Annotated in this window: 20 protein-coding genes; 5 read left to right on the top strand and 15 right to left on the bottom strand. The window is 42.1% G+C overall.

The genetic code is table 11. The features are described 5' to 3' along the window. Positions 1-216: 216 nt before the first annotated feature. The 3 genes from LBQ60_13315 to LBQ60_13305 are packed head-to-tail and all read left to right on the top strand — an operon-like array spanning position 217 to position 7,116. Positions 217-1,899, top strand: coding sequence for a S8 family peptidase (locus LBQ60_13315; GenBank protein MDR2038896.1), 1,683 nt, complete (start codon positions 217-219; stop codon positions 1,897-1,899). Next, positions 1,896-5,564, top strand: coding sequence for a methionine synthase (gene metH / locus LBQ60_13310; protein MDR2038895.1), 3,669 nt, complete (start codon positions 1,896-1,898; stop codon positions 5,562-5,564). Before LBQ60_13315 ends, metH begins: the two co-directional genes overlap by 4 nt. Positions 5,565-5,583: 19 nt before the next feature. After that, a complete protein-coding gene (locus LBQ60_13305; protein MDR2038894.1) occupies positions 5,584-7,116 on the top strand; it encodes a M28 family peptidase in 1,533 nt (510 codons plus the stop codon). A 267-nt stretch (positions 7,117-7,383) separates the two neighbouring features. Here LBQ60_13305 and ftsZ read toward each other — a convergent pair whose 3' ends face one another. The 15 genes from ftsZ to LBQ60_13230 form a co-directional block, all read right to left on the bottom strand. Then, a complete protein-coding gene (gene ftsZ / locus LBQ60_13300) occupies positions 7,384-8,775 on the bottom strand; it encodes a cell division protein FtsZ (protein MDR2038893.1) in 1,392 nt (463 codons plus the stop codon). A gap of 10 nt (positions 8,776-8,785) precedes the next feature. Then, a complete protein-coding gene (locus tag LBQ60_13295) occupies positions 8,786-10,726 on the bottom strand; it encodes a sulfatase-like hydrolase/transferase (GenBank protein ID MDR2038892.1) in 1,941 nt (646 codons plus the stop codon). A gap of 16 nt (positions 10,727-10,742) precedes the next feature. Next, positions 10,743-12,122, bottom strand: coding sequence for a cell division protein FtsA (gene ftsA, locus LBQ60_13290; GenBank protein ID MDR2038891.1), 1,380 nt, complete (start codon positions 12,120-12,122; stop codon positions 10,743-10,745). A 39-nt stretch (positions 12,123-12,161) separates the two neighbouring features. Further along, the gene (locus LBQ60_13285) at positions 12,162-12,950 is read right to left on the bottom strand and encodes a hypothetical protein (protein MDR2038890.1); all 789 of its coding nucleotides are present in this window, start codon (positions 12,948-12,950) and stop codon (positions 12,162-12,164) included. Positions 12,951-12,959: 9 nt separating this feature from the next. Continuing rightward, entirely contained in the window at positions 12,960-14,345 is a 1,386-nt protein-coding gene (murC, locus tag LBQ60_13280; protein ID MDR2038889.1) for a UDP-N-acetylmuramate--L-alanine ligase, read from the bottom strand. A 102-nt stretch (positions 14,346-14,447) separates the two neighbouring features. Then, positions 14,448-15,071, bottom strand: a complete 624-nt coding sequence (locus tag LBQ60_13275; GenBank protein MDR2038888.1) for an NUDIX hydrolase — start codon at positions 15,069-15,071, stop codon at positions 14,448-14,450. After that, positions 15,068-16,222, bottom strand: a complete 1,155-nt coding sequence (gene murG / locus LBQ60_13270; protein ID MDR2038887.1) for an undecaprenyldiphospho-muramoylpentapeptide beta-N-acetylglucosaminyltransferase — start codon at positions 16,220-16,222, stop codon at positions 15,068-15,070. The genes LBQ60_13275 and murG overlap by 4 nt, the downstream gene beginning before the upstream one ends. A gap of 25 nt (positions 16,223-16,247) precedes the next feature. After that, positions 16,248-17,477, bottom strand: coding sequence for an FtsW/RodA/SpoVE family cell cycle protein (locus LBQ60_13265; GenBank protein MDR2038886.1), 1,230 nt, complete (start codon positions 17,475-17,477; stop codon positions 16,248-16,250). Between the two features lie 17 nt (positions 17,478-17,494). Further along, the gene (gene murD / locus LBQ60_13260; protein ID MDR2038885.1) at positions 17,495-18,835 is read right to left on the bottom strand and encodes a UDP-N-acetylmuramoyl-L-alanine--D-glutamate ligase; all 1,341 of its coding nucleotides are present in this window, start codon (positions 18,833-18,835) and stop codon (positions 17,495-17,497) included. 37 nt (positions 18,836-18,872) lie between these two features. Continuing rightward, on the bottom strand, positions 18,873-20,114 hold the full coding sequence (gene mraY, locus LBQ60_13255; protein ID MDR2038884.1) for a phospho-N-acetylmuramoyl-pentapeptide-transferase: 1,242 nt from the start codon (positions 20,112-20,114) through the stop codon (positions 18,873-18,875). Between the two features lie 10 nt (positions 20,115-20,124). Further along, entirely contained in the window at positions 20,125-21,591 is a 1,467-nt protein-coding gene (locus LBQ60_13250) for a UDP-N-acetylmuramoyl-L-alanyl-D-glutamate--2,6-diaminopimelate ligase (GenBank protein MDR2038883.1), read from the bottom strand. Positions 21,592-21,619: 28 nt separating this feature from the next. After that, entirely contained in the window at positions 21,620-23,743 is a 2,124-nt protein-coding gene (locus LBQ60_13245) for a transpeptidase family protein (GenBank protein ID MDR2038882.1), read from the bottom strand. Between the two features lie 39 nt (positions 23,744-23,782). After that, positions 23,783-24,148 carry a hypothetical protein gene (locus LBQ60_13240; protein MDR2038881.1) on the bottom strand — a complete coding sequence of 122 codons (366 nt, stop codon included), beginning with the start codon at positions 24,146-24,148 and terminating at the stop codon, positions 23,783-23,785. An 18-nt stretch (positions 24,149-24,166) separates the two neighbouring features. Further along, positions 24,167-25,063, bottom strand: a complete 897-nt coding sequence (rsmH, locus tag LBQ60_13235; protein ID MDR2038880.1) for a 16S rRNA (cytosine(1402)-N(4))-methyltransferase RsmH — start codon at positions 25,061-25,063, stop codon at positions 24,167-24,169. Then, the gene (locus tag LBQ60_13230; GenBank protein ID MDR2038879.1) at positions 25,060-25,530 is read right to left on the bottom strand and encodes a division/cell wall cluster transcriptional repressor MraZ; all 471 of its coding nucleotides are present in this window, start codon (positions 25,528-25,530) and stop codon (positions 25,060-25,062) included. Before LBQ60_13230 ends, rsmH begins: the two co-directional genes overlap by 4 nt. A gap of 398 nt (positions 25,531-25,928) precedes the next feature. Here LBQ60_13230 and LBQ60_13225 point away from each other — a divergent pair, with 398 nt between their 5' ends. Then, positions 25,929-26,738, top strand: coding sequence for an aspartate/glutamate racemase family protein (locus LBQ60_13225; protein ID MDR2038878.1), 810 nt, complete (start codon positions 25,929-25,931; stop codon positions 26,736-26,738). Next, positions 26,738-26,947, top strand: a 210-nt coding sequence (locus LBQ60_13220; GenBank protein ID MDR2038877.1) for a ferrochelatase, incomplete at its 3' end; no start/stop codon positions are given. The genes LBQ60_13225 and LBQ60_13220, both read left to right, overlap by 1 nt.

Here is a 26,947-nt window from a genome sequence, read left to right as displayed (position 1 = left end):
ACGTATTTTTTGGAAAAATGTTTATAAATATGAAATAAATCTTTACTTACAGATAGCAGACACCCATTTTTTTATTTTGATTATCAAAGTCTTGAACAACTCTTTAAATCAATAATAAAATAAAATGTCATATAATCTTAAACATTTTCAAAATTAATTATAATAATTATCATATGGGATAAATACTATAACTTTGGAGCCTGAATTATGTATCGGATGATTTTTTATATACTACGGATAATATTGACCATTACACTGGTATTTACAGTGGACCTGACAGCCCAGATAAAGGTAGCTCCGGGAAGATATCGCGTAGAGTTTACAGACAAATCCCACAACGTATATACGGTAGATCGTCCCGGCGATTTTCTCTCGGATCGTGCAATTGAACGTCGTAAAAAACAAAATATACACCTTACACAAAAAGATCTACCTGTGAGTCAATACTATATTGATAGCATTTCAAAGTTAGGAATGAAAGTACTGAATGTGTCCAAATGGTTTAATTCAATTGTTGTTAAATGCGATGAGAAAGACCTTGGACTATTAGACGGAATTTCTTTTGTAAAGAAAAACAGGCTCACCCCCGGGAAAAAAAAGAATGGTGATCATCGGGAAAATACAGAAATTGACCTGGAATCTATCTTTTCGTCTTTTTTTCAAAGTGGAGGACTACAAACATTGTATGGTGCATCTGATGATTACTACGGAAAAGCCACCACCCAGATAGGAATGCTAGGGGGGCATGTGCTTCATAATAGTGGATATCGGGGAAAAGGGATGTTAATAGCTGTAATAGACGGAGGATTTTACAATGTAGACCTTCTTTCGGGATTTGACAGGATGCATCATGAAGATCGCCTTGTCCGGCTTAAAAATTTCACCATCCACGAGGATATATTCGGACAAAACAATCATGGATCCAATGTGCTTTCCATAATTGCAGCTGATCTTCCGGGGCGAATGGTTGGTTCTGCACCCGATGCGGATTATCTGTTATTGCGTTCGGAAGAGATCGGAACCGAATATCTGGTAGAGGAAGATAATTGGATAAGTGCCGTCGAATTTGCTGATAGTATTGGTGTGGATCTGGTTTCCACCTCATTAGGATATTCTATATTCGACGACACTCTACAGAATCATGTATGGACAGATCTGGACGGCCGTACAACGCGGGCTTCCTATGCCGCCACAATGGCATCTGCCAGAGGTATCATTGTTTGCCTGAGCGCCGGAAATGACGGGGACAGGTCCTGGAGATACGTATCTGTTCCGGGCGATGCAGACAGCATACTTACTATCGGTGCCGTAGACCGGCAGGGAAAATATGCATCTTTCAGTTCCATAGGTCCGACTGCTGACGGACGTATCAAACCCGATCTTACCGCTATGGGTAAGACTACTGCTTATCAGGGATCTATGGGACAAATCAATTCAGGTAACGGAACATCGTACTCAACCCCTTTATTGGCCGGATTCATGGCCTGTTTATGGCAGGCACACCCCGATAAAAACAACATGGAAATCATTCAAATGGTGAAAGAATCTGCAGATCGCTACAACCATCCTGATTCTTTATATGGATACGGCATCCCCGATTTTGCAAAACTGATCCCGGAAAATACTACATCCTCTTCCGGGCTTTCATATAAAATGTCTATTTTCCCTGATCCATTCAGCAATAAGCTTACCATAAGGTTATCTCCTGCCAGGCATGGAAATGTCAACATTCGCATTCTTTCCGTAACCGGCCAATCAATTTATGAACATACGGCATATGTCATAGAAAATGATGCTTATGAATTGTTGGTTGAAGAAACGGTTAATCTGGATCCTGGAATATTTATTGTAGAATCTCAAACAGATATCGGAATGGTATCATCTAAATTCGTAAAATGAAGTCAAAAAAACATCTTATAGATTCCATTCTTTCCAGGAAGATTTTGATCCTGGACGGTGCTATGGGCACTATGATCCAACCATTGGGGCTGACAGAAAAAGATTTTCGCGGAGAACGTTTCATGGATCATCCTGTCGACCTTCGTGGCAACAACGACCTACTATCCCTGACCCAGCCCGGTCTGATACAAAATATCCACAAACAATACCTGGAAGCAGGAGCAGACATCATTACAGCCAATACATTTAATTCCAATCGATTATCCCAGGAAGACTATCAACTCGGGAATATCGCCTATGAATTGAATAAGGAAAGTGTTACCATAGCCAGATCCGTAGCCTTACAATATTCGACACCTGATAAGCCCCGTTTTGTCGCCGGCACACTGGGCCCTCTCGGAAAATCGGCATCCATGTCACCTAATGTAAATGATCCTGCATACCGGGCAGTTACTTTTGATGATCTTGTCGACATTTATACGGAACAGACAAAGGGATTACTGGATGGTGGCGCCGATATACTTTTGTGCGAAACGGTTTTTGACACGCTGAATGTGAAGGCCGCACTATTTGCCATCGATCGCGTGTTTTCGGAACGATCTGTGCAACTTCCGGTAATGGTATCAGCCACCATTACAGATGCCAGCGGCCGTACCTTATCCGGACAGACAATCGATGCATTTCTCTATTCCGTGATGCATTTCGACCTGATGAGTATCGGGATCAATTGTGCCCTTGGTGCGGAACAAATGAAACCATACCTTAAAGAGTTATCCCGTAAGGCTCCATTCAGGGTAAGTGTACATCCCAATGCCGGATTACCTAATCAATTCGGGAGTTATGACCAATCTCCGGAGGAAATGGCATCGATCATCAAAGGTTTCATCGATCAACGATTGGTCAATATTGTCGGAGGATGCTGCGGCACGACACCTATGCACATCGGACTTTTCGCAAGTCTGGCAGACGGAGTACCCCCCCGTTCCATACCTTCAAGATCAACTTCTTTATTGCTATCAGGGTTAGAGCCACTGGTGGTTGATGAAACCACCAACTTCATGAATATTGGAGAAAGATGCAATGTAGCCGGTTCCATGAAATTTGCACGATTAATCCGTGAAGAAAAATTTGAAGAAGCATTGGCGATTGCAAGAGTCCAGGCTGAAACAGGAGCCCAGGTCATTGATGTAAATATGGACGATGCCATGCTGGATGCAAAAGCATCGATGATTAAATTTCTTAACCTGTTGGCTTCTGAACCGGATATTGCCCGCCTTCCGGTGATGGTAGATTCATCGAAATGGGAGGTGCTGGAGGCAGGGTTAAAATGCCTGCAGGGAAAATCAATGGTTAATTCGATCAGTTTAAAAGAAGGAGAAGATGCTTTTCGCGAAAAGGCAAAACTGATACACAATTATGGTGCCGCAGTAATAGTTATGGCCTTTGACGAACAGGGGCAAGCCACTGATTACCAACGCCGCATCGAAATATGCTCGCGTGCCTATCATATTCTCACAAAAGAGGTCGGGTTTCCGGCCAGCGATATTATTTTCGATCCTAATATTTTAACTATTGGTACGGGAATAGAAGAACACAACAATTTTGCAGTAGATTTCCTGGAAGCAGTTCATTGGATCAAAACCCACCTGCCACATGCTCGGGTCAGCGGTGGGATCAGTAATCTATCTTTTGCTTTTCGCGGAAATAATTACCTGAGGGAAGCCATGCATTCGGTATTTTTATACCATGCTATTCGTAAGGGACTGGATATGGGTATTGTAAATGCAGGAACATTACCTGTATACGATGAGATTCCCGAGAATCTGCTTATAGCGCTTGAAGATTTGATTTTAAACCGGAGACCGGATGCTACCGAACGGTTGCTGGAAATGGCCGATATTTTTAAAGGTAATACAAACAGTAGCAGCACACATCATATCGACGAATGGCGGACATTCCCTTTGGATCAGAGGATCAGGCATTCATTGATCAAAGGGATCATCGACTACATTGAAACCGATATGGAGGAAGCACGTCATGCATACTCTCCTGTTCTGTCCATTATTGAAGGACCTTTGATGGATGCGCTGAATGAAGTCGGAGACCTTTTCGGTTCTGGGAAAATGTTTTTACCTCAAGTTGTGAAAACCGCCCGGGTAATGAAACGTGCGGTGGCTTATCTGCAACCTTTCATCGAAGCCGAAAAGGCGGAATCTGGAAATATAGAATCCGCGGGAAAAATACTATTAGCGACTGTGAAAGGAGATGTGCACGATATCGGAAAAAATATTGTAGGCGTGGTACTGGCCTGTAACAATTATGAGATCATTGACCTGGGAGTAATGGTCCCCTGCGAAAAAATCATATCTGCCGCCCGTGAACATAAAGTGGATATTGTTGGATTGAGCGGACTGATCACACCATCACTAGATGAAATGATACATGTGGCCAGTGAGATGGAGCGCAACGGCCTTACCCAGCCTTTGATGATCGGCGGTGCAACCACATCCAAAATACATACGGCTATCCGGATGGCTCCTGTATATAGAAACCCTGTTATACATGTACGGGATGCCTCCCGTAGTGTAGCTGTAGCCAGTTCTTTATTATCCAATGATCCTGCTTATGTTGAAAATATCAGGACGGAATACCGGGAACTTCAGATCAATTATGAAAAATCAGCTGCGACGTTAACTAAGCTGAATATCAAGCAGGCAAGGAAAAACCAGTTGAAAATAGACTGGACTTCATCTCCTCCTGTTTCCCCACAATTCAAAGGCATTAAAGAATGGCGGGATTATCCGCTGGAAGAAATCCGCAAGTATATTAACTGGACTTACTTCTTCGTAGCATGGCAGTTAAAAGGGAAATTCCCTCAAATATTCGACCAGCCTGAAAACGGAACAGAAGCGCGTAAACTTTACGATGATGCTAATATGATGCTCGACACCATTATCGCTGAAAAAAAGCTTACAGCCAATGGAGTATTCGGCATATTTCCGGCTAATTCTTCCGGAGACGATATTGAAGTATATACAAACGAGTCACGTGACGAGATCAAGTGTATTTTTCATTATTTAAGGAACCAGACATTCCGGAAAGGAGAACCGAATCTTTGTCTGTCAGATTTTATAGCACCGAAAGAAAGCGGATTGAAGGATTATATTGGAGCCTTTGCTGTAACGGCCGGTTTGGGTGTCAGCCAATTAGTAAAGGAATACGAAGCGAACAATGATGATTATAACGCGATCATGGTAAAAACTTTATCCGATCGTCTGGCAGAAGCTTTTACCGAACTGATGCATGCTAAGATACGTCATAAATATTGGGGATATGCCCCCAATGAAGTATTTTCCCCGGATGAGCTATTTAATGAAAAATATGCCGGTATACGACCGGCCCACGGTTACCCTGCCTGTCCGGATCACTCAGAAAAAGAAATATTGTTTGATCTGTTAAATGCCCGGAAATATGGGATAGAGCTGACAGAATCCTTTTCAATGATACCCGCCGCATCGGTCAGCGGATTGATATTGGCCCATCCGCAAAGTCATTATTTTTCTGTGGGAAAGATCACGGAAGATCAATTGACTGATTATGCCGTTAGAAAAAATATACCGGTGGAAACCATTAAGAAATGGATACCATCAAATATTGAATATTAATTTCACGTTTTAATCTCCAATGAAAACACACATTATTTCCATATTATTTCTTCTTGTTCCCATAGTTGTTTTTGGTCAGGATAAAACAGCCTTGCACTATGCCTCACTGATCGATTCATCCAACATGAAAGTTACCTTGGCCAGACTTGCTTCCGATGAATTTGAAGGGCGTGGGACCGGAGAAAAAGGCGGTGAACTGACCGTCAGTTATATTTCAGAATACCTGAAAGACAAAAAGATTCCTGCCGGAAATAACGGATCTTATATACAGAACATAGGAGCAAAAGTCCGGGAAAAGGGGAATAAATGCTTTTTTTTGGATAACTTTGACTATCAGGAAGATTATTCTTATGAGAATATGATAATGCATGATACTATCATCAGTTCCGATCATCTGTTATTTGTCGGATACGGGGTCTACTCTGCTACCTACAATGATTTCGAAAGCGTTGATATTAGCGGAAAGGTGATCATGATGCTGAACGACCAACCGGTAAACAAATTCGGGTTGAACTATGCCATTCATCCGAAGTCGGAAGATTACCTTACTGCAAAGCGTCCTAAGGTGATCATACGTGTCAGACAGGATTTCCGCACCTATTCCAGCCATTCGTACAAACAAATTCTATTTCGCGATGAAAAAGAAAGCATCCCTGAATTATTCGTCAATGAAAGATTAGCGAATAAAATCCTGGAACCTACAGGAAAAACGGTAAAGCAGATCGCTTATGAAGTTGAAAAAACAGGTGCACCGCCATCGGTAAAAATAGACAAGACTGTTATATTTAACGGAAACAATAGATACCTGGATGCGAAAGCAAATAATGTCATAGGATTCATCGAAGGAAGTGATCTGAAAGATGAATACGTGGTCATTTCCGCACACCATGATCATGATGGGAAACCTTATAATACGGTATATAATGGTGCTGACGACAATGCTTCCGGTGTATCGTCCGTACTGGAAATAGCTTCCGTTTTAGCCAAAGCCAAAAAAGAAGGAAAAGGCCCCCGGCGTTCTGTTATTATCCTTTTTCCCGCTGCCGAAGAAAAAGGGCTGTACGGATCCCAATATTATGCGGAACATCCTTTATATCCGCTTGAAAAAACAATAGCCTGCGTAAATATCGATATGGTAGGGAGAGTATCGTATGACTACGAAACCAGAGACAATAATTATGTATATCTGGTGAACCACAAAACAATGAGTGGAAACCTGACCGGATTGGTAGAAGAGATCAATAAGAATTCATTAAGATTAACCCTGGACTATACATACACTTCCCCAGGTGACATCCAACGTTATTTCAGTCGTTCCGACCAATATAATTTCGCACAAAAAGGAGTCCCCTCTATCATGTTTACAAGCGGTGAACATAAAGATTACCACAAGCCGACTGATGATTATGAGCTGATCGATTTTAACGGAGCATGGAAAAGGACCAGGCTGGCATTTCTCCTTATCTGGGAATTAGCCAATGCTGACAAAGAACGTTTTGAGGCTAAAAAACGTGCAGTGATTCAAGATGAGATACTCATAGAAAGTTATTAAAGCCACATCCTCAGTAATCATTCTTCTTATTTGCATATTATTTCAACCATAACACTAATTATTTATAATGAAATAATGTTTCCAAAGGATCTTATCTTAACAGATACATCAACTTCATTAATAATGAACTAATCAGTAAAAGTGAAATATATCTAAACACCTCTGATAAAAAATGAAATATCAAAGAGTAAGATACTATTCACATTAAAGTAAATAAGTACATTATATGATTGAAAAAAGGTCACAAAACAGGCATCATGCCGACCTCTAATCTACCACATCATACAAATAAGAGTTGTTATCTCTGAGTCGTACCGTATTGGTTTCTTCATCCGAGCTTAATGTATACTTTGATACCTCATTTTCCGAACCGGGAGCCTGATTATCAATTTTAACCTTCTTCCGGATGTAGGCAGGAACATTCTCCAACTCATCAATATTGGCATTTTCATCAACAATAGAAGGTGCAGAACGAACACGTTCCACAGTATCTGTCACCTGAGTCCCCGGTATTTCCCAGTCTATTTTGGTTTGTGTCACTGTCGACTTATCCTTGATAATATATGAGCTCTGGGTATTCGTCTGAAAATCTTCTTTTCCGGAAGAAAGTTCCGCCTGATCACCGATCTGCACCTGTATCTTTTCCCTGTTTGGTTTACCGGTCAATTCCAGTTCAGGAAAACAATTTACAGGGAAATTAGTGGCAACAATGGTGACAGTAACCGCATCTCCCAGATTCTCATCATTTCCGGCACCCCAAATCATTAATGAACTCTTTGCCGAACGTGTTACATAATCGGTAATCTCGATCAATTCATCCATGGAGACTTCGTTATCTCCCACCCCTGATGTAATATTCAACAGAATATGACGTGCTCCCGTAATATCGTTGTTATTGAGTAGCGGCGAATTCAATGCTGTTTCGACCGCTTCACGCGCACGATTTTCTCCGGAGGCTTTTGCAGATCCCATCACAGTAATACCACCATTACTCATGATCGTACTTACATCGGCAAAGTCAACATTGACCGTTCCCGGAAGTGTGATCAGCTCGGCAATACCCTTGGCCGCCATTGTCAACACATCATCGGCTCTGGAAAATGCTTCGGAAACCCTTAGGTTACCATACATCTCACGAAGTTTTTCATTGTTGATGATCAACAACGAATCAACGTGCTCCTTAAGTTCATTGATCCCTTCAATGGCCTGCTTGAATCGTTGCGGTCCTTCAAACCGGAACGGAATGGTTACAATGGCCACAGTGAGAATGTTCATTTCCTTAGCGATACGGGCAATGACAGGTGCTGCGCCTGTACCTGTTCCACCGCCCATGCCTGCAGTAACAAACACCATTTTAGTTCCCGTGTCCAGAACTTCGCGTATTTCTTCTAATGAGTCCAATGCGGCTTCACGTCCTACTTCCGGTTTATTCCCGGCGCCAAGGCCTTCTGTCCTGCCCTTCCCTAATTGTATCTTTATAGGAACCGGGCTTTCTTTTAATGCTTGTGCATCGGTATTACATATTACGAAATTAACGTTATGAATTCCCTGCCGGTACATATACGAAACGGCATTTCCACCTCCGCCTCCGACACCGATCACTTTTATAATGGATGATCTATTTTCTATCCAGCCTATGTTCAAATCATCTATTTCCATATCTTTTGTTTTAAGGTTTTACTGTTAAACGATTTTCTACCATACGGGTAGTATATTGTTGAAGAAAGGCTTTTGCCTTCTGTTCCATTTCTTCCTGAATTTCCGGTAATTCTCCTGCAAAATTGTGAGACATATCTGTCCTCAGCTGATAGAGTCCGGTAGTTTCTTTTCCGTCAAATACCAATACATATTTATCGGAATATAGCTGATAATAGCCATTGGTATAATTAATCGCAAACCTGTCCTGTGTCCGGTTCACATCAAAACCGAAAGAAAGGTAGGGTTGATCATAATTCAGAAGACCCAATACAGTTGGCATGATGTCAATCTGTTGGGAAACACTATGCCTGTATTCTTTCAGGCTTCCGTCAGGTTTGTAAAAAATAACGGGAATAGCAAACATTTCCGGAGTAGGTTTGTATTCATCATGGACAATCCCATTGATGTGGTCGGCCACCAGGACAAATAATGTCTGATTGTACCATGGTTGCCGGGAAGCAGTTTCAAAAAACCGTTTCAACGAATAATCGGTATAACGGATACAACGATGGATCGGGAGCGGCCCGGGCTCAAATACATTCTCATAACGTTCGGGAACGCGAAACGGATGATGGGAACTGATGGTAAACAAAGTACTCAAAAAAGGTTCGGATAATCCCGACATTTCTTTTGCTGTAAACTGTAAAAACTCTTCATCCCAAATTCCCCATATGCCATCATAATCATCATTATTTCCATATTCGGTCATTCCAAACTGGCGGTTAAAGCCCATCAGCTTACAGAATGCCCAAAAACCCATGGCGCTGTTCGGTTGTCCGCAAAAGAAAGCTGTTTCGTAACCTTTCTCTTTTAGGAGCAAAGGCAACGCCCTGATGGTATTATTAAAATGGGGAGATAACACAAATGGTTGCGGTATAGCCGGAATACCAGCAAGTGTAGAAGCCAAAGCATCAATGGATTTTGAGCCGTTCCCGTATGAAAATTCAAATGTAAGGCTTTGGGATGCCAGTGAATCCAAAAAAGGAGTATATCCCTGATAAGTGCCGCCGTCCAATTCTTTATTGTAAAATCCGGAATGTTCTTTACCAAAACTTTCCAGAATGATCACCATCACATTCATATGATTGAATGCCCCCACGCTGTCCGAAGGCATATGAACCGGTGTATATATCCGTTCCATCACCTGTTCGTCATCAAAATACTTTAACGGAGTCATTCCTCTCCGCTCTATGGTTTTATAAATAGAGAACGGGGTATTCAATACCAAAGGAACGTCAATAGGTTCCTGTACGTACTCTCCGGCATTACTCAGCGTAATAGGCCTTGTACTGTGACGTACTCCTCCACGCAGTCCGATCACCACGATACCAACACCTAACGCCATTCCCACCAGACATGCCGGATAATAAATGAATGGATTTCTGATCAGTACGGACGACTTCTCAATCGGACGTCCATATAGAAAAACCATCAGAACGATGATAGCTATGAAGAACAACACCAGGTACCAGTGATCAATAAAAGCGTTGGCAAAAACATTCCCGATCTTCTCACCATGAGAGAACTCCCTGAAAATATCGAAAGTCGTCCGTCGCAAGGTAAAGCGGAAATAAACAATATCAATACAGTTGGCAGCCAATGCAATGCCGTTAGTGATCAGATACAGGTATTTGGCAACTCCCTGATATGTTTTATTGTACCTGAATTTAAACGGGATCAGGAACATTAAAATATACAGTATGTTGGTATAAAGGATGGCTGTTGTGTCAAAAAGCAATCCCCCGGTAAAAATGGTCCATAGCTGGGCAAATGTCCGTTCCTGGTACAGATCATAGTTGTACCAGTAAAATACCAAACGGCACAATGTAAATAAGAGATATACAACCAATATCCTCTTAATCAATTGTACATAAATATTGCTTTTCAGCATCTGATACATTTGCCTGGTCATGTCCCTTATCTACCGATTACATTTCACTATCCGGCTCTGCATTAAAATACCCGATAATACTTTCCTTAAATCCATCAAATGATATCTTTCTCCTGGGCTTTTTGATCTTCGAACCCGAATCATTTACATCTGCTTCTTCCATCACTTCTTCCTTATCCATTTCCTGTTCCTGCCTTTTCCGTTCTTCTTGTGCTTCCTTTTCCGCCTGTAAGGTGGTTGCCATTTCCCATTGGTATTCATCCATATGGCAGAACCCTTTCATCAACAGGCCGATCCCTGTGGCATAGCGAGGCTCATTAATGGCTTCCGCATCACCTGACAGCTGTTCCCCGGGATAACCGATACGGACATCCATACCTGTACGGTAATGAAATAACTGTTTTAGATGTTTTAACATAGCACCACCACCGGTAATCACAATACCGGAACCCAGTTTATCTGCACAGCCGGAATTTTCTATATGAAACATGATGGCATCAATGATTTCTTCCATACGTGACTGAATAATGTGTGCCAGGTTGCGGAATGAAATTTCTTTGGGTTCACGTCCCGGTACCTTAGCCGGGATGACAATCACTTTGTTTTCATCAGCCGCTTCGCTCAATGCCATACCAAACTGCACTTTCACCTCTTCGGCAACCTGTTCGCCTAAGCCACAGGCATCTTTGATATCCTTGGTTACGACATAGCCGCCAAAAGGAATGACAGCCGAGTGACGCAATACGTTTTCATAAAATACGGCAATGTCTGTTGTTCCCCCTCCGATATCTACCAAAGCCACTCCGGATTCACGTTCTTCATCATAGAGCACGGCATCGGCAGAAGCCAACGGTTCAAGTATGATTTCACGAATATCAAGACCGGCATTATGAATGCACTTCCTGATCCTCTTAATGGAATCTATATTGCCCACTACAATATTAAAATTGGCTTCCAAACGTTTCCCCAGCATTCCTACCGGATTAAAGATATCTGTCTCATTATCGACAATATAGCTTTGAGGTAAAATATGAATGATCTCTTTACCTTCCTCAAGAGCAATATTATTGGCATCACTTTTCAGTTGATTGATATCGTCAACGGTGATACTGTCTTCATAAACAGGCCGGTTGATATAATTCCTGCTTTTTAATATCCGGATATGCTGCCCGGCTATACCTACAAACACTTCCGAGAATATGATCCCGGTACGGCGCTGCAGGTCGAAAATAGTTTCTTTTACCACATTGGATGCCTCTTCCGGATTGAGCACTTCTCCCCGGCGAATTCCTTTCGAATCAGAACGTGAAAAACCAACGATTTCCAATTTCTTATTTTCTGTGCGCTTCCCCAACAGGGTGACAATCTTGGTGGTGCCGACATCTATCGCGGCCACATATTGAGGTGTGTTTTCCATAATGATTATTTATTGAGATTATTTTTATACATGTTTATATTATCGCTGAGTACATACAATTTGTCCGTCATATTTCAGGTTGATGACATCATAAGTATTCCATCCTTTTACATTCAATCCGTTACGATATAATGACTCCAACTTGGAAAATTTTTCATCTGCCTTGTCGAAGCGGCCGAATACAATGATATGTGATCCGACTCTTGGGATCAATTCAAAATCACCATCCGCATTTACATACACCTGTTGGATTTGTGCATTCCAGAAAGAATGATCACTGATCCACAGAGCCAGTTCAAATAATTCCCGGATCAATATTCGCTTCCCTTGCTCACTTTCCATCTTCCAGACATTAAATGTTTCTTTGCCGGGAGCACGCTGATTGATATATCCGTTGGCTACCAGCACATGTGCACTATAACGGTTTGAATGTTTCAAAGCCTGCCCTTCTTCATCCAGGTAATAACTTTCTCCGAAGCGGTTGATCACACGCAATACCGGTTTCCGTTGAACTATGTTGACATGCAGGGTGCCATCGATTGTTTTGTACACTTCGGCACGTTGTACCGGCGCATGTTGTACCAACTGGTGCTCTAGCTTCAGTGTATTGATACTGTCCAATGGTTTCCCCTTCACTTTTTTTGCCGATTGTTCGATCATCTGAACAACATCATGTACAGTTACAAAATGGCTTCGTAAACTGTCCAGAATGGTCACATTTACGGATGTGCATATCACTTCACCCCGTTGCAGGGAGACAAAGCTCATGGCAACAAAGTAATAAGCCAATAATGCGACCCAGAATATGATATTGATCAAACGCTTCATTACTATATTTTAATTATCATCATCCTTACTGAACAGGTTTTCAATGGGCACTACCAATGTATCAATATCGCCGGCGCCTAAAGTAAGTAATACTTCAGGCCGGTGCTTTCCTAAAATATCAATGATTTCTCCTTTAGTGCACATGATCTTTTCATTGATAGAGACTTTTTCGAATATTATTCCTGAACTTACACCGTCTATCGGCTCTTCGCGCGCCGGATATATTTCAAGCAAAATCAATTCATCCAATAAACTAAGGCTTTTTGCAAAACCATCAGCAAAATCACGGGTACGACTGTACAGATGCGGCTGAAAGATCCCTGTGATCCGTTTCCCCGGATATAACTCCCTGACTGATTCGATGGTAAACCGTAATTCCTCCGGATGATGTGCATAATCATCAATATAGACCATATCAGTTCTACGTATTTGGTAATCAAAACGACGCTGTACGCCTTCAAAAGAGGCCAACCCTGCTTTTATTTTCTCATGGTCTGCGCCAACCAAAGCTGCAATGGCTAATGCGACAATACTATTCTCAACATTTACCATTCCAGGAACCCCGATATGTACAGAATGAATATTGCCATGCGGAGTATGTACATTTACCGAATACCGACCATTTTCAATTTGTACTCCTTCCGCATAGAAATCTGCACGGGAATCATCCAGTGAATAAGTGTATATCTCGATATCTTTGGTTGTTTTTATTTCCAGACCGTATTTATGAACCAGTATCCCGCCTTTTCTGATCTGTGAGACAAATTGATCAAAAGCTTCCCTGAGCTGTTCGTAAGTACCGTATATGTCCAGATGATCCGGATCAATGGCCGTAACGACAGCTATACCGGGGTATAAACGTAAAAAGGAACGATCGTATTCATCTGCTTCTGCTACAAGATATTCAGAAGTAGCTGAAAGTAAAAGATTGGTCTGATAATTTTTTGAAATACCGCCCAGAAAGGCATCACAACCAATCCCTGCTTGTGTCAGCAGATGTGCGATCATGGTAGATACACTGGTTTTCCCATGTGTCCCTGCTACAGCAATAGTCTCTTTAGCCCGCGAAATCATTCCCAGTACTCCCGAACGTTTCATCATGGTATAGCCGTTTTCCCTGAACCAATTCATTTCCCTGTGAGTGGTGGGAACTGCAGGCGTATATATCACCAGCACCTGTTCTTTCTGAGACTTATATGATTCGGGAATAGAGGCAATATCGTCGGAATAATGTACAGGAATACCTTCCTCGCAAAGTTTACGGGTAAGTGATGTTTCTACACGGTCGTACCCGCAAACATCACATTGTTTGGCCTTAAAATACCTTGCCAAAGCACTCATACCGATACCGCCGATACCGATAAAATAAACTTTATGTATGTATTCCAACATCATTTCTATTTTAAGCACTTAGTGCTATTCATTATTTTCTTAAAATACCCTGATCGAATCAATTACATTCATTAAATACGAAATTCACTTATTGATATTACTTAATTAATCAAACACTACCGGTTTTTCCGGGTGATGATGGTAATCAAACATCAATTGCACCTGATCCCTGGTTACCCTTTCTTCAGATAATTCGGGGATATTGTTTTTATCAAAAAAACCCACATCCAACGTATCAAATGCCGGTTGCATTTCCCCACCCTGTAATTTACATCCTATGAATAATTTATATACATAATGCAGGTGTGGAGGATGTGGATGGCACTTCTTATCAAAAACAGCAATCATCCTTTCGGGCAATACATCCAATCCGGTTTCTTCCTTCACCTCTTTAACGGCGACTTCCGAAGGAGCATAGCCAATATCCGCCCATCCGCCAGGCAGGGACCACTTAGCATCAATTTTTTCACGTACCAATAATAAACGGTCTGCTTCATCAAATACCACAGCACGTATGTCTACCTGAGGTGTTTTGTATTCCCGGTCTTCAATAAAAAATTGTTCAATTACTTCAACAGGATGACCGCTTAGCAGACTCATCATGTGTTGTCCGATAGAACTAAGTTCTTCATAACGATCCCGGTCGTATGGGTTTTCAGAATAAGTCAACCCTATTTCGGCCAGGGCACGGATACGTTTACTGTAATTCAACAATTCCTTTTGTATCATTGTTTATCTTCCATTAATTGAATAACTATATCTGCTATTTTCCGTGCAGCATTGAATCTGGCCAACTCCCGGATATTATCCGAAAGCGGCTCCAGCATCTGAGGATTCCTGACTGTAGAAATCGCTGTATCCATTAGTTTTTTCACAGCCTGATCATCAGGAATCATTATAGCGGCCTCTTTTTTGACCAATGCCATGGCATTCTTGGTCTGATGGTCTTCGGCAACATTGGGAGAAGGAACAAGAATAGACGGTTTTCCCTTGATACAAAGTTCGGATATCGTACTGGCACCGGCACGGGAAATAACCAGGTCTGCAGCAGTATAAGCCAGATCAACGCGTTCAATGAACTGGAATACTTTGATCTGGTGATGCAGTTGCTTATCCAGAACAGCCTGTTTCGCCTTCTCATAATAAGAAATACCCGTCTGCCAAATCAAATATATATCCGAAGGAAAATGTTCAAGAGAACCTAATACACTCTGATTGATCGTACGCGCTCCTAAACTTCCTCCCAGAACAAGGATTGTAGGTTTGTCTTCATGGAAATCGAAGAACAACATGCTCTGATCACGCATTACAACACATTCCGTTAATCTTCTTCTGACAGGATTTCCGGTAATTATGATCTTCTCCTTCGGGAAAAAACGCTCCATATCATCATAAGCCACACATATTTTATCTACTTTTTTGGCCAATAATTTATTAGTGACGCCTGCATAGGAATTCTGTTCCTGGATCAATGTAGGAATACCTTTTTTACAAGCAGCGTATAATACTGGCCCACTGGCATATCCACCCACTCCGATTACTGCATCGGGATGGAACCGTTTTATAATGATTCTTGCAATATAAATACTTCTTATCAAGAGATATAGTACACGAAAATTCCTGAACAGGTTTTTTCTATCAAAACCACGAACAGGTAATCCGATAATTTTATATCCGGCCTTGGGCACCTTCTCCATTTCCATGCGTCCTTCCGCACCCACAAAAAGTATTCTGATGGAAGGATCTTTCGCAGACAAGGCATTAGCTATGGCGATGGCAGGAAAAATATGTCCGCCTGTACCTCCCCCACTAATGATCACGCGGCGATAGGTTTTGGCGGCATCTAGATTTTGGTCGTTTATTCGATTTGATTCATCCATAACGTTATACATGATAAATTAGAGTTCAAATAGCCTGAGGTACAGGATCAATATCCCCTGATACGGAAGCTCTGGCTTCCTGCCTGAGTTTCCGTTCTTCCTGCTCTCTAACTTCCCTGCTGATCCCTAATATAATTCCAAAAGTAATACCCGTGAACAATATGGATGTCCCACCCATACTGATCAACGGAAGAGGTTGCCCTGTTACCGGAATTAAGCCTACGGCCACCATCATATTGATCATGGCCTGAAATACGATACTGAATGCTAATCCTATTGCCAGAAAGGCGGGAAAAGTCTTATCACATTTCCGGACAATCAACACTGTCCGGTACAACAGATTCAGGTAAAGGAAAAGTACAAGCATGCCTCCCAGTATGCCCCATTCTTCAATAATTATTGCAAAAATAAAATCAGAATAAGGATGAGGTAGAAAATTTCGTTGCACACTATTACCCGGTCCTTTTCCAAAAAAGCCGCTGGTACCTACAGCTATCTTCGCCTGTAAAGGCTGATAGTTCTCCACCAGATCTGCATTTTCTTCCTGTTCGTCTGAAAAAAATCGTTCCACACGATTTACCCAGGTAGAAGCCCTTTGTGTGATCACATTATTGACTCCGGCTTTCTGTAATCCATAAAGTCCGCCCACCAACAGCAATACCAGGACAAGAGTGATGGCGCAAAGTCCTGAAAGTTGTTTGAAAGAAGCTCTCCCGACAAACAGGAGTACTACACTGGTCAGAAAAAGTAATGCTGCAGTACTGAAATTGGCCGGAAGGATCAATGCACAAATGACCCCGATAAGGATAAACATGGGTAGAAGCGTTTCTTTAAAATTCAAAATCTGGTTTTGTCTGGACGCCAGCCTTTGTGCTAAAAACATGATCAATACCAATTTTGCCAGATCCGAAGTTTGAAAGGTCATTCCGAGAATAGACAGACGTCGCGTCGCGTCATTTTCATCTACACCTGCCAATAAGGTGATCAGCAATAAAACAGGAATAAACAGGATCAATATCTGAGAAAGCCGGGCATAATATTTATATGGAAATTTATGGATGATAAAGGCAGCAAACAAACCGACAAAAAGGAATATACCATGACGGATGATATAAGTGGCCGTATTTCCTCCCGACCATTTATATGCCAATGTTCCTGTTGAACTATACACCGCCAGCAACGAAAAAACACTGAGACCTATGATAATGGCCCAGATATTCGGATCGCCTTTGAAGTGTTTTTTAAAAAAATCCATTTTTCCTGAATTCTTCCTTATAATTCCCTTACATATTGTTTGAACTGTCTTCCCCTGTCTTCATAATTATTGAACAGGTCGAAACTTGCACATGCCGGAGACAATAAGACCGTATCTCCCGGATTGGCCTTTTGATAAGCTTCCCTTACGGCATCTTTCATCGAATGCACCTCCACATACTGGGGAACAATTTCCCCGAAAGACTCAATAAGTTTTGTATTGTCTTTTCCAAGGCAAACCATAAAATGCACCTTTTTCTCGACCAATTCTTCCAGGACACTGTAATCATTACCTTTATCCGTTCCTCCGGCAATCCATACCACCGGAGTCTCCATACTTTCCAGAGCATACCAGGTAGAGTTGACATTGGTGGCTTTTGAATCATTAATATAGGTAACATCCTTAATTTTAAGCACTTTTTCCAACCGGTGTTCTACTCCCGGAAAAGTGGATAGTGCGGAACGAATATGTTCTTTCCGTATATCCAGGACTTTTCCTGCAATACCCGCTGCCATCGAATTATATATATTGTGCTTTCCTTTAAGCGATAAATCATTGACCGGCATTGAAAAAATATCTTTCCTGAAATCCACTTTTATCCAGTCATTATCCAGGTATGCTCCAGGAGAAGGCTTGTTTTCAATAGAAAATGGTAAGGTTTGCGCAGCAAGTACAATACTTTCCAATTCACGGATGGTGATTTCGTCATCCGAACAAAAAATAAAGAACTCTTCTTTAGTCATGTTCTGCAAAATGCGCATTTTAGCATTCACATATTTTTGAAGGCTGTAATCATACCGGTCAAGATGATCCGGAGTAATATTCAACAATATAGCGATATCCGCTTTGAACTGATGCATCCCTTCCAATTGAAAACTACTCAGTTCCAGAACATAATAATCATAATCGTCTTCTGCCACCTGTAATGCGAAACTTTTCCCTACATTTCCTGCCATTCCCACATTCATACCTGCCTGCTGCATCATATAATATATCAATGTGGTAGTGGTTGTTTTCCCGTTACTTCCTGTAATACATATTTTCTTGGCTTTGGTGTACCGTGACGCAAATTCTATTTCAGAAATGATGGGAATATACGCATCGTAAATAGATTGAATAACAGGTGCAGAGTCAGGTATACCGGGACTTTTGATCACTTCATTGGCAGAAAGGATGATCTCCATTGAATGATTACCTTCTTCATATAATATATAATGACTGTCCAGCATATATTTGTACTCAGGCTTGATAGCACCGGAGTCTGAAACAAATACATCAAAACCTTGTTTTGTAGCCAGAATAGCAGCCCCGACACCGCTTTCTCCTGCTCCTAATATGACAATCCGTTCTTTATCCATGTTGGTTACTTAATATTGTTGAAGAAGTTTTTTCATGTTATCTTATTTTCAATGTTGCGATGGTAACAACTGCCAGAATAATCCCGACAATCCAGAAACGTGTTACAATTTTCGGTTCGGGATATCCTTTTTTCTGGTAATGATGGTGTAAAGGCGCCATTAAAAAGATCCGGCGTCCTTCTCCGTATTTCTTTTTCGTATATTTGAAATAAGTGACCTGCATCAAGACCGAAATATTTTCGGCAAGGAATATTCCGCACAAGACTGGAATCAATAATTCCTTCCGGATAAGAATGGCATATACGGCTATGATACCGCCAATAGCAAGACTTCCCGTATCGCCCATAAAAACCTGGGCCGGATAAGTATTGTACCATAAAAATCCGACTGTGGCACCGATAAATGCACTGATGAAAATCACCAATTCTCCCGTATAAGGTATATACATTATATTAAGGTAGTCGGAAAATATGATATTACCGGACAGGTAAGCCAATATACCCAGGGTTGCCCCTATAATAGAAGATGTTCCGGCGGTTAATCCGTCTAATCCGTCAGTGATATTGGCGGCGTTCGATACTGCCGTCACAATAAAAATAATGACCAATACCATGACCAACCAAATCCAGTCTTTAGCTTTTTCGCCCATCCATCCGATCAGCCAGGCATAATCGAATTCATTTTCTTTGACAAAAGGGATCGTGGTAGTAGTACTTTTTATATCTACCATCTTATACCCTTTCTCCGGGGCCGGCATATCCGCCGATTGAATAATTGCCGGCTGTTCCACAGGAACCCGTTCACGAACAACGATATCATCCGAAAAATAAAAAGTAAGGCCAACGATCAAGCCCAGGCATACCTGCCCCAAAATTTTGAATTTCCCATGCAAGCCTTTTTTATCTTTCTTGAAAACCTTGATATAATCGTCAAGGAACCCGATAAATCCAAGCCATACTGCTGTAATGATCATCAACAGGACATATATGTTGCATAAATCGCCAAACAAAAGAACCGGTATCAGCAACGACAACAAAATGATGATCCCGCCCATAGTAGGCGTTCCCTGTTTACTCATTTGGCCTTCAAGCCCGAGGTCACGTACAGATTCCCCTACTTGTTTTCTTCTCAGGAAACGTATGATCTTTTTACCAAAAAACAAGGCGATCAGCAATGATGTAATCAATGCCATAGCCGACCTGAATGAGATATAGTTAAACATTCCGGTTCCCGGTAAATCAAAATGCTGGTCTAAATATGTAAAAAGATAATATAACATTCCTCCTGTTTTATTTATTAGGTATTTGAAATACTTCCCGTACTATTTCCCTGTCGTCAAAATGCGATTTTACGCCTTTGATTATCTGATATGTTTCATGACCCTTACCTGCGACCAATATCACATCTCCGGGAGTCGCCATCATACAAGCGGCACGAATGGCTTCCCGACGATCTGTGATCGTAATTGTTTTAATACGGTCTTCGGCATCCAGGCCTGCAAGCATATCGTTGATAATGCTTTCCGGCTCCTCACTGCGGGGGTTATCAGAAGTGAGGATCACACGGGTACTGTTATCTGCAGCTATTTTAGCCATCTCCGGACGTTTGGTCTTATCCCGGTCTCCTCCGGCACCCACTACGGTAATTACCTGTTTGGCAGGATCAGAAAGGATATCGTGTATGGCCCTTAATACGTTTTCCAATGCATCAGGTGTATGAGCATAATCGACAATAGCCGTAATCCCCTTTTCCGAACGGATGAATTCAAATCGTCCATCCACTGGGGATAGTGTACTCAATATAGTCAACACCTCTTGTGTTTCCCGTCCCAGAAGCATGGCTGTTGCATATACAGCCAGAAGATTATATGCATTAAATTCTCCTATAAAACGTACCCAGACTTCTTTCCCGTCTACCTGAAGCAACATTCCGTCAAAATGTTTCTCTACTATCCGGCACCGGAAGTCAGCCATATTTTTTAACGCATAAGTCTTTACCTCAGATCTGGTATTTTGCGTCATCACAAGACCATTGCGGTCGTCTTTATTCACCAGGGAAAAAGCAGATGACGGCAAGTGATCGAAAAAGGTTTTCTTTGCTTTAAGGTATTCGGCAAATGTCCGGTGAAAATCCAGATGATCATGGGTCAGGTTGGTGAATATACCTCCTGCAAAATGCAATCCCGCAATACGGTTCTGAACCACTGAATGAGAACTGACTTCCATAAAACAGTACCTGCAACCTTTTTTTACCATTTGCTGCAGTAATTTATTCAATTGGACAGGATCCGGTGTAGTATGGGATGCTTCACTCTTTTCGTCATTGACATAATATGCCACCGTCGAAATCAAACCGGTCTTGTAGCCTAATGTGCGGAAAAGATGGTACAGTAACGTAACTGTTGTTGTTTTCCCGTTAGTGCCTGTTACGCCTACGAGGGTCAGATGATTCGAAGGGCTATCATAAAACTCGTGGCTGATAAGGCCTAAAGCTTCAGAAGAGCTTCCAACAATGATATATGTGATACCATGACGGACGACATCGGGCATCTTTTCACAGACAATTGCCGATACCCCACGTTTTACGACATCAGGGATGTAATCATGCCCATCACTGGATGTTCCCCGGATAGCAAAAAAAAGACAACCCGGAGCTGTTTTACGGGAATCAAAACAAATCGACTTGATCGGAACATTAAGATTTCCGACTACCGAAATGACTGGAATTTTTGAAACGATGTCTGCAAGTATTTTCACATCAAAAAAATTTCATATTTCACCAACATTATTGACTCATTTCCAAAACAACGGTACGTCCACGAACCACTTCACTTCCCGGGGCAACGGATTGTGACATTACTTTTCCACGTCCGCGCACAGATACCTGTAATCCTCTTTTTTCAAGTAAAAAGAGCGCATCTTTTAAGCCCATATCTACTACATTAGGCACTTTATCTTCTTCTACATCCTGTTTTTTTATCTCCACCTGCGTCTCTTTGGTACTAACGGTTACCCAGCCGTTTTCTAACGACGTTTTAGGAAAAGGTATTTTCAATTCCCTGAATACATAATTCAGATCCGCAAAATATCCTGATTTTGAATAGGGCATATCTACCATCACACCTCGCTTTTCAGGCTTTAAAGCATCACGCATATCGGGATCTGCGGCATATATTTTATCGGCGATCTCCCGGAATACAGGAGCGGCTACTGTGCCTCCGCCCCGGCCATTGACCACAGGATCATAAATTGCTACAATACAGGAATACTTGGGTTTATCAGCCGGAAAATATCCCACAAATGAAGCATAGTTTTTCCTGTCCCGGTATCCGAATTTCTCGTTGGCTATTTGTGCGGTTCCTGTTTTTCCGGCAATACTGTATAAATCAGACTTAATATGTTTGGCAGTCCCGTATTCAACCGTTGCTTCCATCATCTTTTTTACTTTATTGATGGTTGATGAAGAGGATATGGATGATTTGATCACTTCCACATCTTTCCGTTGTTCTAAAAAACCATGCTGACGTAATTCCCTCACGAATAACGGCTTTACCATTTTCCCATCGTTGGCCACCGCATTATAGAAGGTCAATGTATGGATAGGTGCCAAACGAACTTCATAGCCATAGGCCATTTGGGTAAGCGATAGTCCCGACCAATACCTGCTTCCTGTACTTCCCGGATATTTTATATCCGGTTCTCCTTCTCCACCTAACTCCAATCCCAATTTCTGATTTAAGTTCATGGCATACAATCGGTTGATGAACTGCTTTTCCTTCCCTCTGTAATGCTTATCAATGATCTTTGTGATGCTCACATTGGACGAATGGGCAAAAGCTTCTTCCACGGTCAGCCAGCCCAATGTCGCACGACGCTGGTCATCGTGTACCTTTTTTCCGTAGAAGGTTGCGGAACCCGCCCCGTTATTGACGGAGTCGGTTGGTTGTATATAGCCGTCCTCAAGAGCGACCATGTATGACATCAGTTTGAACGTTGAACCCGGTTCAATGGATTCGCCCAGCGCATAATTATATGTTTCATGATATCCACCACCCCTTCCTTTACCAAGATTGACAATGGCCTTTATTTCACCGGTAGCCACTTCCATTACCACCGCTGTCCCATGGTGCGCGTTGTGGTGGATCAATCGTTTACGCAAACTGGTTTCCGCCACATCCTGAATATTGACATCGATGGTAGAAACGACATCTCCACCGTCTTTCGGTTCACTTGAATTGATCCCGTTCACAGGCATCAAAGCGCCACCCGGAAGTTTTTGCATGACCCCTACCCCTTTTTCTCCACGAAGGTATACATCATAAGCCCCTTCCAGTCCCGGGAAGTTCCCATTGGGCTCCTTGGTCAGATAACCGATGGTTCTTTCGGCCAGTCCCTGGTGAGGTCGTTTCCGTACGTTTTCCTGTACAGGCACCAGCCCTCCGGTATTGGGACCCAGATTGAATATAGGGTATTTTTTAATCACTTTCAGTTCATTATAATCGACCTTGCGACCAATTAAATAATAACGGTTTCCACGCTTACGGGCATTGACAATATCCCGCTTGTATTCCGTCGGAGACTTTCCTCCAGGCAATTTCGCCAGCGAACGTGCCAGCGAATCGATCTTAGAATTAAATATGGCATCGGTTAAACCGGTGGCACGTGTATCCATACGTATTTCGAATGACGGAACCGATGTGGCCAATATCCGTCCGTCCGTGGCCAATATGTCACCACGGTTCGGTTCAATGGTTATGTCCTTCAAACTGTTCTTTGCCATCATCTTCTTTAATTCTGCGCCTTCCGACACTTGTGTATATACTGCTTTACCAATAATAGCGATGCCTAATATTCCCACCAGAAAATAAACAATCGCTATCCGAAACAATATATCCTTTTTGATAGACACGTTCTTAACCTCTTTTATCCGTTCTCCCTCCGACCTGTCTTACTTTTGGATTTTGTATGGAGGTTCAACGGATTCTTTTAAATCCATCTGTTTATTTTTCACCATCTGAACCACCTGTGACTGCCGGCTGATATTCATTAATTCCGCAGCCGTGGTGATCGATTCCGCACGCAGATCCTTTACTTCCCACTGAAGGGTGTTCATGTTGCGTGCAACCTGTTCGGCATGGTAACGATTCCCTATATATATAACTCCAAGGAAAGTCAACCATACAATAAATCCTATATTTTTCAAAATTATACCACGGGTCAACAGGGAGCCATTTAACAAGTCCTTGATTGAACGTCCCTTTAACTCTTCGCTTTCTTTCTTGACATCGACAAATTCGACCCTTTTATCATCCATAGGTATCGCTTTTAATGATCACAAACGTTCGCCAATTCTTAATTTCGCACTACGTGAACGGCTGTTGACAGCAACTTCATCATCTGACGGCACGATCACTTTCGTATTCACCGGCCTGAAAGGAACTTCGGCATGACCGTAAATATCCTTTGGGGCTTCTCCTTCAAATAATCCGTTTTTAAAAAAGTTCTTTACCAGCCTATCTTCCAGTGAATGGTAGGTAATAACAGCCATCCTCCCACCTTCTGTAAGCAGATCCAGACTCTGAAGCAAAAGAGACCTCAGGTTTTCCAGTTCCCTATTGACCTCTATGCGTAGAGATTGGAATACTTTTGCCAGGTACTTGTTTTCTGCACCGCGTGGAATGCAAGATTGGATTGCTTCCAGCAAGCCACTGTTGCGTTCAATGGGTCCAGACAGGCGCGCTGATATGATCTGGCGGGCCAGACGCGAAGCATTCGGCACCTCCCCGTATTTGCTGAAAATCATCCGCAACTGATGTTCCGGATATTGATTCAACACATCACCCGCGGTAATCCTTCCCGATGCGTTCATCCGCATATCCAGAGGCGCATCATGCTGGAAAGTAAATCCACGTTCGGCAGCATCAAAGTGATGAAACGAAACGCCCAGATCAGCAAGGATCCCATCTACCTTCCGGTATCCGTGGTGTGCCAGATAATTACGCAAAAACCTGAAATTTCCCTGTTCAAGGATCAATCGCCGGTCATCCGGCCGATTAGCCAAAGCATCCGAATCCTGATCCAAAGCGACCAGGCGACCGGAGGTTAGCCTCTCCAGTATGGCTTTTGAATGTCCACCACCTCCGAAAGTCACATCGACATAAGTACCTTCAGGACGGATATTCAATCCCTCGATACTTTCTTCCAATAATGCCGGTACATGATACATCATACATCATCCAGATTATAGGTGGCACCGCTCATGATCCGTTTGGCCCGGTCCCGTTTAGCTTCCATATCACCACCACTATTGCCGTACAGATCGGGTGACCATATTTCGATCTTACCGATACTACCCGACAATACCGCATCTTTGCTTATACCGGCCTGTTTGAGCAAACGGGCAGGAACCAGTATCCTTCCTGTCTGATCGCACTCCAGCTCGGCAATCCCCATCCTGAAATCGCGGATAAATTGCCGGTGTTCAGGGTCATACGGATTGGTATTTTTCAGAATTAATTTATTTTGCCGCTCCCATTCTTCGGCAGTATACAATTCCAGACAAGACTCATACATATCTTTTTTAATCACAAACTGATACAGGTCGACCTCCCCCATTTGCTTGCGAAATGCGGCAGGCAGCATGATGCGTCCTTTTGCATCTACCTTACAATCGTATTCACCTGTAAATATTGTCATTACAAAAAATATAGTATACGGCGTAAAAATAATTACTTTTTACCACTTTCTACCACTTTTTACCACAAATGTTGATAACTTTTTTAATACAGGGGATTATCCGGTAAAATATCAGGGTGATTTATTCTGTTTTTAAGGGTTTTATAAGGAATTGAAGCAAGGCATATGACCCGAATATAATCCGCACAAAACACAAGGAAAATTATTCGTTTTTCCACGAATAATTTTTCAAAAATATACTTTGCAACCATCTCCGAAAAATCATGATTGCTTTATATATTCGTCTGTTGTTTTTTGTATCACCATTCCATTTTCCGAACAAAATACAGATTTCAAAATGTAGGTTTGCTATTTTTTCTTTAATATTGCAATCCACATTCTATGCGAATAAAGACATCATGAAGAAGCTAAAATTTCGACACCAATTAACAGTACTAATGGCCTGTATCGGATTGTTACCATTAAACGGGTTTTTCTGCAATACAGTTCATGGACAAACCGATCCGAACAAAAAAGTAAAAGTAGCGCTGATCTATACAGTGACGACACCGGAGCTGAAGGAAGACATGGAGCGTGAAGTGAAAGAGCAATTGGGTGCCAATGTGGAAGTATTGCGTTATGAAGTACCGTCCGTTTTTGAAGACATCAAAAAAGCAGATTATGTTACCGCTATTCCTGCAGCAACATTGATCGGGACATACATGAAAGCGATAGAGTCGGGCGCAGATGCGATCCTGAGTATTTGTTCGACAGTGGAAGATATTGCTTACAGCATGCAGGATGCTGCAAAATACCTGGGAGTTCCTATTATTATGATCAATGAAGAGATGTGCAGGGAAGCAGTCAGAAAAGGAACAAAGATCGCTGTGATGGCCACATTTCCTACTGCCATAGCACCCACGAAAAGAACCTTAACAAGGGTTTCCAGAGAAATGGGAAAACAGATAGAGATAACAGAAGTACTGTTAGACGGAGCATTTGGGCTCGACCAGAAAAAATTTAAAGCACTCATGGCTGCGAAAGCAGGAGAAATCGCCGGAAAAGTCGATGTTATCATATTTGCACAGGGATCAATGGCTTATTGCGAAGGTGATATTGCCAACATGTACCAGAAGATAGTCCTCTCCAATCCGCGTTTCGGGGCAAAAGCCCTAAAATCGGCATTGATCAAAAAGGGAGTCATATTCCCCTCTTTAACAGGAAATTGATGGAAGATCAAAAAACCGCTATATTACTGTTAAATATTGGAAGTCCGACCGGAACAGGATATTTTAAGGTAGCCACCTATTTATCACGTTTCCTCGGAGAACGCCGCGTCATCGATATGCCATGGCTTTTCAGAAAGACCCTGGTTAATTGTATCATCGTTCCGTTCCGTTCTTTTGCATCGTCGTCCCGCTACAAAAAATTATGTACC

The sequence above is a fragment of the Bacteroidales bacterium genome (assembly GCA_031275285.1).
In the GTDB taxonomy this organism is placed as follows: domain Bacteria; phylum Bacteroidota; class Bacteroidia; order Bacteroidales; family UBA4181; genus JAIRLS01.
Note: the sequence above shows the minus strand (reverse complement) of the source record. Positions and strands in the feature narration are given on the sequence as shown.